The sequence below is a fragment of the Campylobacter sp. MIT 97-5078 genome (assembly GCF_006864455.1).
Lineage (GTDB): Bacteria > Campylobacterota > Campylobacteria > Campylobacterales > Campylobacteraceae > Campylobacter_D.
In genome coordinates this window covers 32,978-50,935 of the sequence record NZ_QHLK01000014.1, presented here as the reverse complement: position 1 = coordinate 50,935, position 17,958 = coordinate 32,978, and the positions used below count along the sequence as shown (strand labels likewise).

Below are 17,958 nucleotides of genomic sequence, written 5' to 3'. Positions count from 1 at the left end.
AAAAACATCACGAATGGTATTCATATTTGATCCTACTCTGTGTTGTAAGACATCAAGTAAGCGATTTAATACATTTTGAAGTTCAATGAGTTGAGGGTTTTTAGGACTTGCTGTGATCCTTGCTGTTAGATCACCTTCTTCTACTATATGCACGGTTTGAACAGCTTGTTGGACGGCAAGTTTGTCTTGCTCGAGAGTTCTTTGAATTTTGGTTATATTTTCATTGATTGCCATTCCCATTTGTCCAAGCTCGTCTTTTGATCGTAGTTGCACCATTTTTGGTGGAGTTTTACTTTCGTGATTGAGGTATTGGAAAAAGTGCAAGAGTAGTTTTTGTATCTCTTGCACTGGGGAGATGAATTTCTTGATGATATATACTAAAACAACTATACCAAGTATAAGCATTATCAAAGTGATAACAAGGCTAGTAATAGTGTTTTTGATTACAGCATCGGTATAATCACTATATAAAGCACTTGCAACCATAGTCCAGCCAAAAGGAAACTGCCTATAAAAGCCTACTCTATCTCTACCTTGTGTATCTATGTATGAGAAAGAGCCTTCTTTTGCACTTTTTAAATGTTCTTGAAGAGCGATTTCTTGTGAGTATAATTCTTGATGAGCGACGATTTCAGGGTTTTTGTGTGAAAAAATGCGTCCGCTATTATCTGTGATATAGATATCAAGGCTTGGCAATTCTGGTCTTTCAAAGTTTTTAAATCTTTCTTGAAAATCACTTACATACACATCAGCTGCGATAACACCTATAAAAACATCGTCTTTTATCAAAGGATAAGTTATTGTTGCAAGTTGTTTGCCTTTATTTGTGCCAGTTGCAGAAGTATAAACAGATGTTACTATACTTTGTTTTTTCTCTTTAGTTTCTTTATACCAAGGACGTTGTCTTATATCTATATCAAGTTGATCATGAGTATATATGTTTGGATTTTCAACTCCATATTCTTCAAGTAAAACATTTCCGCTATCTTCATACGCCACAATAAAACTTGGGTATTTAATCAAATCCGCAACAGTTTTTAAAACTTTTCTTTGTTCACCTACATCATTAGTTTTAAGAATTGCTTCACTCGCAACTTTTAAGTGTTGGATTGCTTCTGTATTCATTGTAATATTAATTGTAGTATAAGATGCGTTAAGAGCTAAATTTTGGATACTTGAATTTAAAGAAGTTACTTCTTCAGAAGTCTTTTTATAGTTATAAATCGCATTTGCGATCATAATAACAGCGAAAATCAAAGCAACGATCAACGAAAGTTTTGCGATAATACTATTTTTCATAATTTTTCCTTTAAGTTTTTCAAACGCATTTATATCAAAAATAACTTAATTAAAACTTAAAATTAGCTTATTATTAAATAAATTTTAAGTTTTAATTAACTTTTAATAAAATAATCCCCATCAAAACTGACGAGAGAGTATTGCCTTTGTGTGCCTAAACTTTGTTTGAGTTCATCTATGCTTAAAAAACTTAAAGTATCAGCACCTATATATTCACGCACTTCATCAACACTTTTGTTCGCACTGATAAGTTCTTCAAAGGTTGGGGTATCTATGCCGTAAAGATCAGGAAATTTAATCTCAGGGCAAGCAACCGCAAAATGAATAGTTTTTGCCCCAGCATTTCTAAGTAAAGAAATGATCTTTTTAGAAGTTGTGCCACGCACTATGCTATCATCAACCACAACAATTTCTTTGCCTTCAAGGACTTTATGCATGGGATTAAGCTTGAGTTTGACTCTAAGATTCCTTAGCTCTTGAGTTGGTTCTATGAAAGTGCGTCCTACATAGTGATTTCTTACTATAGCCATTTCAAGGGGGATTTTTAAACGACTTGCAAAACCTAAAGCCGCACTTACCCCACTATCTGGCACAGGCACAACAAAATCAACTTTGTGCTTAAATTTATCCGCTAGAATTTCACCCATTTTTTTACGCATTTCATATACGCTTTTTCCCTCGACTATACTATCAGGACGTGCAAAATAAATATACTCAAAAGCACAAATTCTAGGCTCAGCTTTAAAAAGTTCTATGCTTTCAAATTCATCTTTTCCAAGCGTAAAGATAAGCATTTCGCCCGGCTTTACATCTCTTATAAATTCAGCTTCTATCAAGTCAAAAGCACAGCTTTCACTTGCAACTATATAGCCTCCATCTTTAAGCTTTGCAAGGCTTAAAGGACGCACGCCAAAACGATCCCTTACCACAAAAAGCTTGCCTTTACTCGCTAATACAAAGCAATACGCCCCTATGCAGTCTTTTAAGCTTTCTATGAATCGCTCTTTTAAATTTGGCTTTTTACTTCTTGCTATAAGATGAATCACATTTTCAGTATCCATATTTGAGCGAAAAATCGCCCCTTCATTGATAAGCCTTGTCCTTACTTCGTCTTTATTCACAAGATTGCCATTGTGTGCAAGTGCAACTTCTCCTAGCATACAGCTTGCTACTATGGGCTGAGCATCAGCTAAAGAAGCACTTCCAGCAGTAGAATAGCGGTTGTGTCCGATTGCAAGCTCACCTTGAAGCGAGGCTATATTAGTTTCATTAAAGATAGTATTAACCTCGCCTTTTCCTTTTAAGGTTTGCAAATTTTTGCCATCACTTACACTAATACCACTTGCTTCTTGCCCACGATGCTGCATAGCAAAAAGAGCATAATACGCGTATAAACTTGCTTGTTTTGAATTAATCACGCCCACAACAGCACACATCTTAAATTCCTAAAAAATCATTGATCGAATAAAAGCCATTTTTTTGAATCACAAGCCATTTTGCGATTTTAATCGCTCCTTTTGCAAATGTCGCTCTTGAAGTAGCCACATGGCTAAGCTCTAAAAACTCGCCTTCCTCATAAAAGCCTATGGTATGCTTACCAACTATATCCCCGCCTCTTAAACTCATCACACCGATCTCATCAGCTTTTCGCTCTCCTATAAGCCCGTCTCTACCACTTATTCGCACCTTGTTTAAGTCTAAATTTCTGGCATTTGCAAGCCCTTGAGCTAAAGTCATAGCCGTGCCACTTGGAGCGTCTTTTTTATGGCGGTGGTGCATTTCAACAAGTTCTATATCAAAGCCTTTTAACATAAGAGCAGCCTTTTGGGCAAGATGATTAAGCACGGCTACGCCAAGGCTCATATTGCTTGCATAAAATACAGGCATTGTAAGGCTAAGTTCTCTCATCAAGGCAAAGCTTGTTTCATTAAGTCCGGTTGTGCCGATAACTAAGGGTTTGGGGTTATTTTTAGCATATGAAAGGAGGGCTAAACAGGCTTGTGGTGTTGAAAAGTCGATGATAACTTCAGCTTCATCAAAAAAAGCTTTAAGCTCATCGCCTTTATCAAATTGTGTAGCTTTGAAGTCCTTTTCATCTTCTAAGCAAAAAAGAATTTGCTTACCCATGCGTCCTTTTGCACCATAAATGCCTATACTTGTCATCATTTATCCTTTTAAAGCTCAAATTCTAGCCTTTTTTTGATTAAAAAGTAATAAAATTTGAAGGAGTTTAAGTCTTTAAAAAAGTATTTTTGAAATAATGAAAAAACTTTAAGCCCTTGATTTAGGGCTTAAAACTTAGTGTAAGCTTTCTATATAAGCTAAAGCCGAAAGTGCAGCTACAGCTCCATCGCCTGCAGCACAGATAACTTGTTTTGGTGCGTCTTGTCTTAAATCTCCAGACGCAAAAAGTCCGGCTATATTTGTTTGCATTTTAAGATTGACTTTAACTTGTCCGCCATCGCACATATCGCATAAAAAGCTTCCATTATCCTGTTTTAAAATTTCATTTCTCACATCTAAGCCTACAAAGGTAAAAATTCCGGGCACATTTAAATCCCTTATAGAACCATCTTTAAGCTTGACTTTTACGCCACAAACGCCTTTTTGATCTCCATACACTTCATCTATACTTGCCTCAGTGATAAGCTCAATTTTTGCATTTTGTTTAACTTTTTCAGTGGTGTTTGGAGCAGCTCTAAATTCAGCTCTTCTGTGGATTAGATATACCTTAGAACAAATATTTGCAAGGTATAACGCCTCTTCAAGTGCGGTATCTCCACCACCCAAAACAGCTACTTCTTTACCTTTGTAAAAAAAGCCATCGCAAGTAGCACAAGTGCTTACACCTTTGCCAAAAAACTCAGCTTCACCCTTAAAACCAGCTTTTTTAGGAGCTGATCCAGTGCAAACGATGACTGCTTTTGCCTGCTCGCTTTTTCCGCCTTCAAGCTTAATCGTAAAGGTGTTATCAGCGTTTTTGCTAATTTGTTCTACAGCTATCATTTCATGTTTTAAGCCAAAACGCATACATTGTTCATTCCAAGGCTCCATAAACGACATACCATCCATTACTTGAGCAACACCGGGATAGTTTTCTATCTCAGAACTTGAGGTAATTTGTCCGCCGGGCATACCCTTTTCAAACATAATCACATTTTTAAGCCCACCCCTTGTCGCATAAAGTCCAGCACTTAATCCAGCTGGTCCTCCACCAATAATCGCTAAATCTAACATTATTTTCTCCTTGTTTTTTTGATAATATAATAGTAAATTTTTTCTTAATATTTGTTAATAAAAATTATTATTTGAAAAAAAATACAAAGATATAAAAATAAAAAAGACTTAAGAAAGTAAAGCCACAAAAAAAGTGGCTTTTATTAAAGTAAAGAGTTGAGTTTATCAGTGATTGCTTGTTTTGATTGAGCACCGATAAGCTGATCAACGACTTGTCCATCTTTTAAGAAAATAAGTGTTGGTATAGAGCGAACATCAAATTGTTCTGAAAGTTCGCGTTCCTCGTCTGTATTGACTTTGCAAATTTTAGCTTTACCTTCAAAGTCTTCAGCAAGTTGATCGATGACTGGCGAAAGCATTTTACAAGGTCCGCACCAAGGTGCCCAAAAATCAACTAAAGCTACACCGCTTTTAGCTTCTTCAAAATTGCTTGAATTAAGTTCAATGTATTTTCCCATTTGTTTTCTCCTAAAAAATTTTGTGTTATTGTAGGCTAAAAAAGTAAAATTTTTCCTTAAAAACTTATATTTTCTCTAAAATCTATAGTGTTTGGTTTTACACAAAGCAAGTCGATTTGAAAATCGCTCATAAAACCTTGCTGTAAGAAATAATAATCAATAGCTTTCAGCAGTTTTTCATACTTTTTTTGATCAAGTCTGTATGCAACTTCATAGTTTCTTTGTGTGCTTTTTACCTCAATGAAGTGCAAAATTTCATCCTTTTTAGCGATGATGTCAAGTTCGCCAAATTTGGAGTGAAAATTGCGTTGCAATATAACAAAACCTTGTTTTTTAAGATAAGCACAAGCCCTATCCTCGCCTACAATTCCGCTTAAATACTCTTTAAGCCCCATTTAGCTTTGAATTCTCATCATAAAAGGCTTGGCTTTGATAAAATCTTGTTTTTCAAGTGTGTTTAAAAGGGTTTGAATGCTTTTTTCATAAGTATGATGTGTGGTGAAAAAAAGTGTGCTGTGATCCACTTTTGACTTTGGTTTTTGCAAAAAGCTGTCAATTGAAATTTGATTTTCACTCATAAGTTGGGTGATTTTTGATAAAACACCGATTTTATCTTCAACTTTAAGGCGAAGATAGTATTTAGTGTAAATTTCATCTTGAGACACAAGAGTATAAGGAATTTGACGCTCAAAGCCTAACATTGAAGTTTTTGATCTAGCCCTTGCACAATCCATCAAATCAGAAATCACCGCACTAGCCGTTGCCTTTCCACCAGCTCCAGCACCATAATAAAGGCTATCTTCAAGCATATCGCCCTTGATATTAATAGCATTCATCACTCCATTTACCTTAGCTAAAAGCCTGTTTTTATCAAGCATGGCAGGATGCACCCTAAGCTCAACCTTGCCATTTTGTGCTCTAGCTATGCCAAGAAGTTTGATCGTAAAGTCAAATTCCCTTGCAAAATACATATCTTCACTTGAAATTTCATGAATGCCTTGTATTAAAATATCTTCTGGTTTGTGCCTAAGTCCATAAGCAAGACTTGCTAGGATTAAAAGTTTATGGGCTGCGTCAATGCCTTTTATATCAAAGCTAGGATCAGCCTCAGCATAACCTAAATTTTGGGCTTGTTTTAAGGCTTCATCAAAACTGCAGTTTTTTTCATTCATAGAGCTTAAGATGAAATTACTTGTGCCATTTAAAATGCCTTCTATACCTAAAATTTGGTTTGCGCTTAAGCCTTCTTTGAGAATTTTGATGATAGGAATTCCTCCTGCAACGCTAGCTTCATAGCCAAAAAAGGCATTCTTGGCAAACTCTTCAAGCTCATAGCGATGATAAGCAAGCATAGCTTTGTTTGCACTGACAACAGCTTTTCCTTGTTTTAAAAGCTTTGAGATAATGGCAAAAGGCTTATTTACTCCGCCCATAAGCTCCACAAAGATATCTATATCTTCTCGTTTTATGATCTCTTCTATATCTTGCACTACAGGCACCAAAGCATTTGGCTTTGGCGTTATAGCTAAAGCTACAACAGGCTTTAATTCTTTCCCACACCTTGCTTTGATAAGCTCTTTATTTTGTATTAAAGCTTCACAAACTGCTGATCCAACCGTGCCATAGCCTAAGATCGCTACATTCATACCTTATTCACTTTTGAGGTATTTTTTGATATTTCTTGCAGCTTGACGAATTCTGTTTTCATTTTCTATTAAGGCTATACGCACATACTCATCGCCAGCTTCTCCAAAACCAATCCCAGGACTTACCGCCACGCCAGCATTTTGTAAAAGTTGCTTTGAAAACTCTAAACTTTTAAGATGAGTCTTACTTTGTGGAAGTTTTGCCCACACAAACATACTTGCACGAGATTTTTTTAAGCTCCAACCTGCATTTTCAAAGGCATCGATTAAAACATCAAGTCTTTTTATATAGGTATTTTTAATCTCCTCTATACAAGCTTGATCCCCATCAAGTGCTATAGTTGCTGCTACTTGTATAGGTGTATACATACCATAATCAAACCAAGATTTGATCTTTTTAAGTGCAGCTATAAGGCGTTTATTACCCACGACAAAACCTACACGCCAGCCAGCCATATTGTAAGTTTTTGAAAGTGTATAAGCCTCAACAGCCACATCCTTAGCACCCTCAACTTCAAAGATAGAAGGGGTTTTATAATCCCCAAAAGCAAGTTCAGCATAAGCAATGTCCGAGATGATATAAAAACGTTCTTTTTTTGCCACAGCCACAAGTCTTTCATAAAAGCTTTTTTCAGCTGTTATGGTGGTAGGATTGTGCGGGAAATTCACTACAAGATATTTTGCACGCGGTATGCTTTCTTTCAAAGCTGTTTCAAGGCTAGCGAAAAATTTATTTTCATCAAGTTCAAATTGCTCATTATAATGAAGAGGCATTTTAGCTACATTGCCCCCAGCAATGATAAAGGCTTGAGTGTGTATAGGATAAGCTGGATCAGGCACTATGGCTACATCGCCGGGATTTATGATAGCTCTTGCTAAATTCACAAAGCCTTCTTTACTGCCCATAGTCGCTACTGCTTCAGTTTCTGGATCAAGCTCAACGCTGTATTTTCTTTTATACCAATTACAAATTGCAAGGCGAAGCTTGTAAATTCCAGCTGAAACTGAATAGCCAGAAGTTTTGTCTTTATTTGCACTTTCACAGAGTTTATCGATGATATGTTGTGGAGTTTTGCCGTCTGGATTACCCATAGAAAAATCTATGATGTCTTCTCCGGCTCTACGTGCTGCCATCTTGATAGCATTTACTTCTGCAAAAACATAATTTGGTAGCCTTTCTATGGTGTTAAAGCGAATTTCTTCAAACATAGTCTTCTCCTTTATTTTGAAAGATAAATTTCAAGTCCTCTACGTATATTATCCAAATTATAAGAATCTCCAACAATCGCATAAACAGCATTCGAAGGTATGGAGCTTGAAAAATTGTTATTTTTTTCTTGACTTTCTAAATTTTCGATGAGCTTTAGATCTTTATCTACAAAGATGATCTTAGGAAACCAAGCATCAGCAGGACTTGCTTTAAGACTTATCGTGCTTGCTCCTTTAAGATCGATTATATAATCTTTTAAAGGGCGTCCTAATTTCGTGCTTTGATTAAGCATAACATTTGTATTTGTGCTTAATTTGGCTCTTGAAAAATCAAGGCTATATTCATAGCTATATGCTCCTGTTTTTCGAACATTTTCGATAAAAACGAAATTTTGTTTTAAAAGTGTATAAAAACTACCCGGATCAAGGATATATCTTGATTCAATGCGAAGTTTATAAGTGCTAAGATCAGTGCTTAAATCAAGCTGTATAGGAGTAAAATACACAAAACCGGCTTGATTTAAAGCATCATTAATAACCTTTAAAAATAAAATATTTGAAGCCTTGCTCTTAAAGCTTAACTCAAGGCTTTGTGAACTGGCTAAAGTAAGACTAAGCAAGGAATTTGTTTTGAGTATCCTTGAAATTTCACTTAAATTTGCATAACCATTTTCATCAGTATAATCTCTGCCTTCAAACAAAAGTTTCAACTTTTCTTCTAAATTTGGATTTGCTATGATATTTTGAGCAAGCTCTAAGCTACTTATAGCAAATACCTTTGTGCCAAGTAGCACACCTAAAATCAAAACTTTTGCAAACAACCTTACCATTCTTTACCCCTGTTATAACTCATAAATTCAGCCAAAGAGATACTTTTGATCTTGCCATTTTGCACCAAAAAGCGTTTTGAACTGCCAGCTGGAAATTTTTGCTCTTTACCCTCATCATCAATAAGCGTTAGTGCGGTTGCTCCGATTAAAAGGAGTTGGTTTTTATTAAGATCAACTGAAAAATTATTTTCTGCGACTACAGCACTTTTTGAATTTGAGTCAAGATCGATAAAACCAACCCAAACCTTACCAGAAGTGCTAAAAATCGCTTCTTTTGGGCTTAAATTTTCATTGATAATAGGCTGAGTTTGGGCGGTATTTTGTAAGTTGATACTTGAAATTTCATTATTTGAACTTGTATTTTGTTCATTTTTTTCTTGCTCATTTGCCTGGCTTTTTACTTCAGTGTTTTCTTCACTTGTATTTTGTTCGCTTTCATTTTCATTTGAGCTTACTTCTTTGCTATCTGTGTTTTTGACATTATTTTGTGCTTCATCGATAATTTGCACCACAGAAGAACTTGAGTTTTGCGTAATTTGCTCGCTACTTGTGCCAAATTTAAACCAGTCGTATTGATAGATAAACCAGCCAAGTGCGATGATGATGATAAGAATTAAAAACCATATCCAAAAGCTTGATGATTTGTGTGAATAGGCATCAAGTTTTGGTGGAACGCCAATTTGTTGAGAGAGCACATGGTCTTCATTTGTCTTACTTTCGTTTAAAAAAGCATTGTATTCTTCAAGAAAAAGAGTGAAATCAAGATCATATTCACGACTTAAGATTTTTAGAAAGCCTTTGACATTAAAGCGACTCAACTTTTTGAAGTCTTTTTCAATCAAAGCTTCTAAAAAAGCCATTTCTATCTGTGTTCTTTGAGAGACCTCTTTGAGGTTTAAATTTTCTAGCTTATTCATTTACCATCCTATCACAAAGTATTGCAAAAGCAGCACTCACATTGAGGCTGTCAAATTCACTTTTCATTTTTATACCTACACTTTCATCGCATTTTTTTATGACTTTTTGAGTCAAACCAAAACCCTCACTTCCCATAATCAAAACCTTTTTATCTTTTGTTTTAAGCGAACAAATGTCCTTGCCATTTTTATCACTTGCGTAAAGATAAAAACCAAGCTGCTTAAGCTCATTTAAGGCACTCAAACCATCTTGCACCAGCGTTATTTTCATATCCATCGCTGCACCTGCACTTGTGCGGATAATGCCTTCAATACCTACACTTGAGCCAACTATAAGCAAGCTTTTCACGCCAAAAACATAAGCCGTTCTTGCGATAGAGCCTATATTTCCAACATCACTAACACCATAAAGCATAATGATAAAATCATCTTTTTTAAGCTCATGAAAAGGCGTAAAAACAAAGTCTTTCACCCTCATCAAAAAACCTTGATGATTGCCACCTTTTGCCAAAGCTTGTGCGGCTTTAAAATCAAGCTTTTTAATCTTCACACCACTTTGGGCGATTTTTGCAAAACTTACTTTGTCGCATTCTTTGGCTAAAAAAAGCTCTTCAATCTGCTCTTTATGCCTTGCAAGAACATAGAAAAAGATTTGTTTTCCGTAAATTATCATCGCTCATTCTACCTTATTTTGACTTAAAAGCAGTTTGTTATAAAGCTCTTTTGCATTTTTTTGAGTGATTTTTGCTAAAAGTTTGCTTTTTTCTTTTAAGGAAATATCAAGAGCTAAGATATCACTTTGACTTAAAGTGCCTCTGGCAAAATTTGTTTCTTTGTTAGCATCGATAACTAGCACCCATTCGCCATTTAAATTTTCATTTTGAAGTATGTTTAAAAGTTCTTGTGCTGGGGCTTTAAATTTTTTTTCAAATTTTTTGCTGATCTCTTTGATGATAAAGATTATTCTTTGTGGATCAAGTAAAACTAAGCTTTCAAGTAAAGCTAAAATACGAGTTGGAGCTTCATAAACTATACTTACAAAAGGATTTAAAAGCAAATTTTCAAGCTCGTTTTGTCGTTGCTTGCCTTTACCGCTTAAAAAACCCATAAAAATAAATTCTTTTGCCTCAAAACCACTTGCTACAAATGCAGTGATAGCAGCATTTGCTCCGGGTAAAACCTCATAAGCTATATTATTTTTCAAAGCAAAATCAACCAAAATACTGCCCGGATCACTCACGCAGGGCATACCTGCATCACTCATAAAAACAATGTCTTGTTTAAAAAAATCAGTATTTAAAGAAGCAAGCACTTCTTTTTCGTTGTGGCTATGAAAGGAGATGAATTCTTTACTTTCAAAACAAAGCTTAAATTTTTGGCTTAGCAAATGAAGCAAGGATTTACAAACCCTTGTATCTTCACAAAGCACTATTTTACAAGTTTTTAAAAGCTCTATCGCCCGATAAGAAATATCAGCTAAGTTGCCTATGGGCGTGGGGATAAAATAGAGCATAAAAAGGCTTATTGCATAGCGTATTTTTTCTTGAATTTCTCTACGCGACCTGCAGCATCGACGATTTTTTCACTACCGGTAAAGAAAGGATGGCAGTTTGAACAAATATCAACGCGGATTTCAGCCTTGTTTGACTTTGTTGTAAAGCTGTTTCCACATGCACAAGTTACTTTGCATTCTATAAATTCTGGGTGTATATCTTTTTTCATTATCATGCCTTTAAAAATATTTTGAAAATAAACGCAGATTATACCCAAAATAAAATAAATTTAAACTAAAATCTTAAAAAGCCTTTAATTTTATAAAAATTTAAACTTATTTTTGAAAAGCTTTAAGACAAGGTATCTTTATCTATAAAATTTAACCTAAACTTAAATTCGCAACCACGCTTATAGCAGCACTTTGGCTTTTGAGGATATAAGGGTGTATGAATTTTACTTTTTTTGCAAAAAGCTCTCTTTCTCGCTGAGAAAATCCCCCTTCTGCACCAATGAAAAAAATTTCTTTTTTATAATCGCTAAAGCTTTTTAACTCTTCTCCTTCAAAATCAAGCAAAACAGCTTCAGGATAAGCTTTTTTAAACTCATCGCTGCTCTTAAAAACTGAAATTTTCATTAAATTTGCTCGCCCGCACTGCTCGCAAGAAGCAATTAAAATTCGCCTCAAACGCCCTAAATCAAGTTTAAAATTGCGTTGGGAAAAGTCAGCATACACAAGCAGAAGCTCTTCTAAGCCAAGTTCGTTTAAAATGGGCAGGGTTTTCTCAAGCACGCCTGTATCAATCATACCTAAAGCAAGCCTTATATCACTTGAAAATCCCGGCTTTTCTTCACTTTTTTTCAGCTCAAGCAAGATGTGCTTTTTATTAAGTTGGCAAAGCTCATACTCATATAAAAAAATATCGTTTAAATTCCTAAGTTTTAGGCTTTCATTTTGTTTCACTCTTCTTGCTTTAAGGTGCAAAAAGGCTTCATTTTCTAAACAAATGCAAGCTTCGCCGGCTTTTTCATGATATAAAAACTGCATAATATCGCTGATATAAATATGGCAAAGCTAGCAAAAAAAGCGTGATAAGCAAGATAAAAAAACTCCACGCCCTAAAACCTTGATAGCGTCTCCTTTGCCTTGCTTTTTTAAAGCGGTTAAATTGAAAGATATTCAAAGCGACAATGAGACACCAGCTAGCAAGCATTAAGCCGCGAAAAAAACTCAATTCAAAGCTTTTTAAAGCTAAAAGCAAAGAGCCGGTAAAAAAAACTATACTTAAAAAAAGATAATACACCGGTAAAAAAAGCCGAATGCGTCTTATAAAATAAAACTCTGTCCTAAAGCTACTTTGCGTTAAAACCAAATAAAAAACCATCAAAAACCCACTCGCATAAAGGCTATATATATGAAAAGCAAGCACGAGATCATAAATTTGCATACCCTGCTCCGCTTTTTAATTTTTTACTTTCAAGCTCAAAGCTTAGATCATCTTGCACCGGCAAAGGCACATTGGTATCATTCACTTCGCTTTTTTCATCATCTTGCTCGATAAGTATGTTTGTATCATTGAACTTTGGCGTGATTTTTTCGCTTTTATCTTCGCCACAAGCGATAAAAAAACAGAGTAACAATAAAATCCAAAGCTGTTTATAACTTTTCATCAAAGCTCCTTTTTGTTGATAAATTCATACTCACCTTTGAGTTTTTCAAAAAAAAGCTCATCGTCCCAATCACTTTGAATTTCTTTTGAAAACTCGATCTCATCAAGCTTTATAGGTGATAAATACTTGCTGTAAGCATCTTCTTTAAAGCCTTGTGCATAACTGCTTCGTGTTTCATGCACGATGATACTTTGTAAATTTACGCCTTTTTCGCCATTTTGCATTTTTGTTTTTGAAAGCAAGGTATCAATCAGCACAAAAAATACGCGACAAAAATTCTCCGCACTTGCATTTACACCCAAGCTCACCCAACGTTTAGAATGCTTCTTCATATCCTTTAAATACTGCTCATCATCATTTTTAAAAAGCGTGATGGCATGATCAAAGCTATCAATGATCTGGCGAATTTCTTGTTTTAAAAGCCCAAAATCATACACCATGCCAGCATTATCTAAAAATTTGCTTTCAAGCAAAACTTCTACCTTATAAGAATGTCCATGAATGCTTGTTTTACACCGCTTTGAAGTGCAAAATCTAACTATATGTGCGTTTTCAAACTCAAATAATTTTCGTATAATCATACGCCTTCTTTTTCTCCCCAAAGCCTGATGTGAATTCTATCTGAATAATTATAGCCATTTTTTATGCAAAATTCAGCAATTTTTAAAGCATTAGTTTGAAGTTGGAGCTCATTATGCCCCATAGGCATACAAAAAACTTCAGCTTTGGCTTTTTGAAGTATGTATTCTATCTCCTCGCAAGCCTTGTTTGAAACGATCATCTTTTCATCTAAAACAAATTTATAAAAACTCATCTTAGCATTGAAAATGATCGCTTTTATAGCATCAAAACGAAGTCTTTCTTTTTCACTTAAGCCACTATTGCTTAACTTTACGCCCATAGCAAAAATGCAGTTTTTATAGAGTGGAAATTTTTCAAAATCAATAAAAATGCTCGCATTCGTCTCAAAATGCACCTCAAAACCACTCTCAAGCAAAGCCTTGATAAAATTGATAAATTCAGCACTTTGATGATGGAGCAGAGGCTCGCCTCCTGTGATAACGATGATAGGCTTTTTATCTTGAGTAAGTTTTGAAATTTTATCTAAAAGCTCTTTAGCACTTAAGTTTTGATAAGAGTTTTTAAATTCTTTTGTCCAAACAGCACGTAAGGTATCACAGCCCACAAGGATTTTATCTTGTATTTGTTTTTCTACTCCAAAACCAAAGCAGTTAAAATTACAGCCCGCAAAACGCACGAATAAAGCTAAATTCCCAGCAAATTTACCTTCGCCTTGTATGCTTAAAAAATACTCTACAATTTGCAAAATATCACCTTTTTTTAAAAAAATAAAAACATAATTATAACCTAAGATATAATAAAATGTATCATTAAAAAGCAATGAAATTTATTTTTGATTGTTTAAATCAAAATTTAGTTTTCTTACTATATAATTATTAATAATATTTTTTAAAATATTGAAAAGTAAAAAGGTATATTTTATGGAATTTTTAAAGGCTTATATGGATTGGATTATCTTAGGAATTCTTGGAATAATGGCTTTTTTAGCACTTTGGTGCGTGATCGAACGACTGCTTTTTTTTAGAAAGATTAATATGAACGAATATCAAAATCATCAAGAATTTGATAATGCTTTGAGTGAAAATTTAACAACCTTATATATCATTTATTCAAATGCGCCTTATGTAGGACTTTTAGGAACGGTTGTCGGGATTATGATAGTGTTTTATGATATGGGATTTTCAGGTAATATTGATGTAAAATCCATAGTCGTAGGACTTTCTTTAGCCTTAAAAGCTACAGCTTTAGGGCTTTTAGTGGCTATTCCTTCTTTGATGGCGTATAATGCTTTGCTTCGTAAAATTTCAATTTTAAGCTCACGCTATCAAAATAAAGACGCAAAAAATGATTAAAGTACCTAAAAACGAGGGTTTAAACATAGTGCCTTTCATAGACATTATGCTTGTTTTGCTCGCTATTGTTTTAAGTATTTCAACCTTTATCGCTCACGGACAGATCAAAGTTGAGCTTCCAAAGTCTGAATTTGCCACTTCCACAAATGATAATAAAGAGAAATTTCTCATTACTATTGATGAAAAAAATTTATTTTATCTTGATGATAAGCCCATTAGTTTAGAAAGCCTAAAACAAGAACTTAATAAACTTGATAAAAAAACTCTTGTCGAACTTAAAGCCGATAAAAACGCTAAATTTGAGAGCTTTATACAGATCATTGATCTGCTTAAGGGCATAGAACACGAGAATTTTCAAATCATTACAGAAAAGCAAACAAGATGAAAAGCACGCAAAAACAAGCCTTTGTTTTAACTTGTCTGATATTTTTGCCACTTTTTCTTTTCGCTGTCCTAAGCGATCCTTTTAAAAGCGAGATTAAGGGCGATGATAGCGTTACTTTGGTGATGAGTCAATTCATCGCACAAGGACAAACTGATCAAGTCGGCGAAGCTAATGCCCAACCCGCACCAGAAGAAGACAAACCAAAAGAACGCAAGAAAGAACATAAAAAAGAGCAAAAAAAGCGAGAAATTCACAAATATGCTAGAAAAAGCATAAAAGAAAAACCTCAAGAAGAACTTACTCAAGCTTCAGCTCCAGCAGGGGGAGCTCAAATTAATAACAATGCTTTAACCCAGATTGGCACACTTGCTTTTGGCAAAGATGACAATCCTTTTTTAAGAGAGATTAAAAAAGCCATTGATGAGGCAGCAAGAAGGGCTTATCCAAGACAAGCACGCAAAATGCGTTTAAGTGGTGAAGTTTTGCTTGAATTTGTTTGGCTATATAATCAAACCCTTGATAAAGTAAGGGTAGTTAAAAGCTCGGGACATGAAATTTTAGACTCAAATGCACTTAAAGTGATCGCTAGAGCTGCTAAAAACTTCCCACAATACGAAAAAAATGTGCGAATTCAAATCCCTGTCGTGTATAATCTCAAAGATTAAAACAAGATCAAGACACAAAAGCAAACAATGGATTTTGTGTCTTTGATTTATTTATGACAGCTTGTGGTAATTCATTTAAATTTTGTGATGGTAAGAACTAAGTCAAGCAAATTTGTTGGTGTATAAATTTCAAATCTTACTTTTTTAAGCTTTACAAAAATTAAATTTTTTATCAAAATTGTCCTCTTTCTTTTTTGTATTTTATCTTTTAAACCATTTTGCTCACTCTAGCTTACAATGACTAAAAATGAGCTGCTTGAATGTTTTTGTTTTCCTCCTTTTTTCAAGCGATAAATCAATGATTAATTTGTCTTGCTTACCCTTTTTAGCTATAATTTCGCTTTCAAAAGGACAAGACCATGCAGGCAATCGATCTTGAAAAACACAGCATAGCTAAGCTTTATTTTAGGTATTTTATCCCCTCTCTTTGTGCTATGCTTGCACTTTCAACTTATTCTACCATAGATGGCATTTTTGTAGGGCAAAAGCTTGGTAATGATGCTCTTGCCGCTGTTGGTATAGCATGGCCTGTTTTTCCTGTGTTGATCGCGTATGAGCTTTTATTTAGCATAGGTGCAGCAAGTTTAAGTTCTTATTATCTTGGTAAAAATGAACCTGAAAAAGCAAGGCTTATCTTTAGTTCAGTATTTTATTTTGCTTTACTAAGTAGCTTGCTTTTGGGCTTTGTGTTTTTTATCTTTTGTGATGAAATTGTGATCTTTCTTGGTGCAAGTCAAACTATCGCTCCTTTAGCTGCTGAATATCTTGAAGTCATTTTTCTTGGCTCTTTTGTCATCGTTTTACACCCATTGCTTGATATTTTTGTGATGAATGATAAACGTCCTGTTTTAGCTATGGTAGCTATGATTAGTGGATCTTTAAGCAATGTCGTGATGAATTATTTTTTCATTTTTGTTTTTGAATGGGGGCTTTTTGGTTCAGCTTTAGCGACAATTTTAGGGCATTTTATAGGTTTTTTGATCTTATTTTGGCATTTTATCTCAAAAAAGGGACAAATTTATTTTATCAAAGCCTTTAAATTTTTTACACTTTTTAAATCCGCACAAAATGGCATAGCTCAAGCTAGTGCAGAATTGAGTGCAAGTGTTGTTATGCTCATAGCTAATCATATCTTAGGTTTTTTAGGTGGAGATAGAGCCATTGCAACCTATAGCGTTGTGATGTATTCTGGCATAATTTTATTTACAGCCTTACTCTCAGCTTCACAGGCTATCCAGCCTATAGCAAGCTTTAATTACGGCGCAAATGTGTATGCAAGGCTTGTTAAGATACTTCGTTTTGGCTGTGCGTTTAGCCTTGTGCTTGGAAGTTTGATGTATGTTTTATCTTATCTTTTTAGCGAGCATTTAGTGGTATTGTTTTTACAAAAAAATGAATTTGGTGACATTGATGAGGATTTTCTAGCTGGGTGTATAGAGGCGATGCGGATTTATTTTCTAGGTTTTATTTTGCTTGGCTTTAATATGAGCGTGGCAAGCTTTTTTCAAAGCGTGCAAAAGCCTTTAAGTTCATTTATCGTTACTATATCTTATACTTTGGTTTTTGTATGTATATTTTTTCTTATTTTACCAAGCTTTTTTGACATAAAGGGCATATTTTTTAGCTATCCTTTGGCTGAACTTTGTTCCTTTTTTGTAGCTTTAGCTGTGATCTTTTGGACGTTTAAAAAAGGAAGTTTAAAGCAAAATAGGAATTTGCAGGAAGTAAAAGCGATATAAATATCTTAAAGCAAATATTAAATTTAGCCTTCAGTTCTGATGATAAGGCTTTTTGGGAGTTTAAATTTCAAAATGAGTTCTTCTTCTTTTGCTCTCATTTGTCCTTCGTCATTTTCGTGATCATAGCCAAGAAGGTGCAAAAATCCGTGCAAAAAAAGCAAAGCTAGCTCTTCTTGCTTGCTGTGTCCTAGTTCTCTAGCTTTTTGTTCGGCTAGCTCTGTGTTAATAACTATACTTCCAAGTGGTAAATTTAAATCAAACTCATCTAAAAGCGGAAAAGATAACACATCAGTGCTTTTATCTATGCCTCTTTGCTCTAAATTGATCTTTTTCATCGCCTCATTATCTACTAAAAGAAGTTCTATATCTTTAAGGCTTAGCTCATCAGCTAAAATTTGCAAAAAATTACAATCCACATCCTCTTGGCAAAGTATCATTGAATTCCTTTTGATAAAATAGCCTTTATTATATCAAATT

At 34.6% G+C, this 17,958-nt stretch carries 23 protein-coding genes and 1 pseudogene; 5 read left to right on the top strand and 19 right to left on the bottom strand.

The features are described 5' to 3' along the window. The 18 genes from DMB91_RS07680 to DMB91_RS07595 all read right to left on the bottom strand — a co-directional run. Positions 1-1,299: cache domain-containing protein (locus DMB91_RS07680; RefSeq protein WP_185900262.1), on the bottom strand; the 1,299-nt coding region annotated here is incomplete at its 3' end. Between the two features lie 95 nt (positions 1,300-1,394). Further along, entirely contained in the window at positions 1,395-2,735 is a 1,341-nt protein-coding gene (gene purF / locus DMB91_RS07675) for an amidophosphoribosyltransferase (protein WP_034905444.1), read from the bottom strand. A 1-nt stretch (position 2,736) separates the two neighbouring features. Further along, positions 2,737-3,462 carry a 4-hydroxy-tetrahydrodipicolinate reductase gene (gene dapB / locus DMB91_RS07670; RefSeq protein ID WP_034905447.1) on the bottom strand — a complete coding sequence of 242 codons (726 nt, stop codon included), beginning with the start codon at positions 3,460-3,462 and terminating at the stop codon, positions 2,737-2,739. A gap of 135 nt (positions 3,463-3,597) precedes the next feature. Further along, a complete protein-coding gene (locus DMB91_RS07665; RefSeq protein ID WP_034905449.1) occupies positions 3,598-4,536 on the bottom strand; it encodes an NAD(P)/FAD-dependent oxidoreductase in 939 nt (312 codons plus the stop codon). A gap of 143 nt (positions 4,537-4,679) precedes the next feature. Continuing rightward, positions 4,680-4,994 carry a thioredoxin gene (gene trxA, locus DMB91_RS07660; RefSeq protein WP_034905451.1) on the bottom strand — a complete coding sequence of 105 codons (315 nt, stop codon included), beginning with the start codon at positions 4,992-4,994 and terminating at the stop codon, positions 4,680-4,682. Between the two features lie 56 nt (positions 4,995-5,050). Further along, the gene (locus DMB91_RS07655; protein WP_034905453.1) at positions 5,051-5,389 is read right to left on the bottom strand and encodes a YraN family protein; all 339 of its coding nucleotides are present in this window, start codon (positions 5,387-5,389) and stop codon (positions 5,051-5,053) included. Next, entirely contained in the window at positions 5,390-6,640 is a 1,251-nt protein-coding gene (locus DMB91_RS07650; RefSeq protein WP_034905455.1) for a homoserine dehydrogenase, read from the bottom strand. 3 nt (positions 6,641-6,643) lie between these two features. Beyond that, positions 6,644-7,849, bottom strand: a complete 1,206-nt coding sequence (locus tag DMB91_RS07645) for an LL-diaminopimelate aminotransferase (protein WP_034905457.1) — start codon at positions 7,847-7,849, stop codon at positions 6,644-6,646. Positions 7,850-7,860: 11 nt separating this feature from the next. Then, entirely contained in the window at positions 7,861-8,679 is an 819-nt protein-coding gene (locus tag DMB91_RS07640; protein WP_034905459.1) for a hypothetical protein, read from the bottom strand. Further along, entirely contained in the window at positions 8,673-9,596 is a 924-nt protein-coding gene (locus DMB91_RS07635) for a hypothetical protein (protein WP_034905461.1), read from the bottom strand. The genes DMB91_RS07640 and DMB91_RS07635 overlap by 7 nt, the downstream gene beginning before the upstream one ends. Then, a complete protein-coding gene (locus DMB91_RS07630) occupies positions 9,589-10,269 on the bottom strand; it encodes a TrmH family RNA methyltransferase (RefSeq protein ID WP_034905463.1) in 681 nt (226 codons plus the stop codon). The genes DMB91_RS07635 and DMB91_RS07630 overlap by 8 nt, the downstream gene beginning before the upstream one ends. Before the next feature lie 3 nt (positions 10,270-10,272). Beyond that, positions 10,273-11,109, bottom strand: coding sequence for a 16S rRNA (cytidine(1402)-2'-O)-methyltransferase (gene rsmI, locus DMB91_RS07625; RefSeq protein WP_034905465.1), 837 nt, complete (start codon positions 11,107-11,109; stop codon positions 10,273-10,275). Positions 11,110-11,117: 8 nt separating this feature from the next. Beyond that, entirely contained in the window at positions 11,118-11,318 is a 201-nt protein-coding gene (gene rpmE, locus DMB91_RS07620) for a 50S ribosomal protein L31 (RefSeq protein ID WP_034905467.1), read from the bottom strand. A gap of 151 nt (positions 11,319-11,469) precedes the next feature. Next, a complete protein-coding gene (locus DMB91_RS07615; RefSeq protein WP_034905469.1) occupies positions 11,470-12,135 on the bottom strand; it encodes a 16S rRNA (uracil(1498)-N(3))-methyltransferase in 666 nt (221 codons plus the stop codon). Continuing rightward, positions 12,116-12,535 (bottom strand): hypothetical protein, encoded by a 420-nt coding sequence (locus tag DMB91_RS07610; RefSeq protein WP_034905471.1) that lies wholly within the window; start codon positions 12,533-12,535, stop codon positions 12,116-12,118. The genes DMB91_RS07615 and DMB91_RS07610 overlap by 20 nt, the downstream gene beginning before the upstream one ends. Next, the gene (locus DMB91_RS07605) at positions 12,522-12,758 is read right to left on the bottom strand and encodes a hypothetical protein (protein WP_034905473.1); all 237 of its coding nucleotides are present in this window, start codon (positions 12,756-12,758) and stop codon (positions 12,522-12,524) included. Before DMB91_RS07605 ends, DMB91_RS07610 begins: the two co-directional genes overlap by 14 nt. Beyond that, positions 12,758-13,339: a 6-pyruvoyl trahydropterin synthase family protein gene (locus tag DMB91_RS07600; RefSeq protein WP_034905475.1), complete on the bottom strand. Its 582-nt coding sequence runs from the start codon at positions 13,337-13,339 to the stop codon at positions 12,758-12,760. Before DMB91_RS07600 ends, DMB91_RS07605 begins: the two co-directional genes overlap by 1 nt. Then, positions 13,336-14,085 carry a 7-carboxy-7-deazaguanine synthase QueE gene (locus DMB91_RS07595; RefSeq protein WP_034905535.1) on the bottom strand — a complete coding sequence of 250 codons (750 nt, stop codon included), beginning with the start codon at positions 14,083-14,085 and terminating at the stop codon, positions 13,336-13,338. The genes DMB91_RS07600 and DMB91_RS07595 overlap by 4 nt, the downstream gene beginning before the upstream one ends. Before the next feature lie 175 nt (positions 14,086-14,260). Here DMB91_RS07595 and exbB point away from each other — a divergent pair, with 175 nt between their 5' ends. From exbB to DMB91_RS07575, 5 genes and pseudogenes are all read left to right on the top strand, one after another. Further along, positions 14,261-14,692, top strand: coding sequence for a TonB-system energizer ExbB (exbB, locus tag DMB91_RS07590; RefSeq protein ID WP_034905477.1), 432 nt, complete (start codon positions 14,261-14,263; stop codon positions 14,690-14,692). After that, a complete protein-coding gene (exbD, locus tag DMB91_RS07585; protein ID WP_034905479.1) occupies positions 14,685-15,077 on the top strand; it encodes a TonB system transport protein ExbD in 393 nt (130 codons plus the stop codon). The genes exbB and exbD overlap by 8 nt, the downstream gene beginning before the upstream one ends. A gap of 395 nt (positions 15,078-15,472) precedes the next feature. Beyond that, positions 15,473-15,578 (top strand): annotated as a pseudogene (locus tag DMB91_RS09305) (energy transducer TonB); the annotation flags it as partial. Next, entirely contained in the window at positions 15,560-15,742 is a 183-nt protein-coding gene (locus DMB91_RS09300) for an energy transducer TonB (RefSeq protein WP_409513474.1), read from the top strand. The pseudogene DMB91_RS09305 and the gene DMB91_RS09300, both read left to right, overlap by 19 nt. Before the next feature lie 359 nt (positions 15,743-16,101). Beyond that, complete coding sequence (locus DMB91_RS07575; protein WP_034905483.1) at positions 16,102-17,481, top strand: MATE family efflux transporter; 1,380 nt, start codon at positions 16,102-16,104, stop codon at positions 17,479-17,481. Positions 17,482-17,504: 23 nt separating this feature from the next. Here the strand turns inward: DMB91_RS07575 and ybeY are convergent, their stop codons facing one another. Then, on the bottom strand, positions 17,505-17,918 hold the full coding sequence (gene ybeY / locus DMB91_RS07570; protein ID WP_034905485.1) for an rRNA maturation RNase YbeY: 414 nt from the start codon (positions 17,916-17,918) through the stop codon (positions 17,505-17,507). Positions 17,919-17,958: the final 40 nt, after the last annotated feature.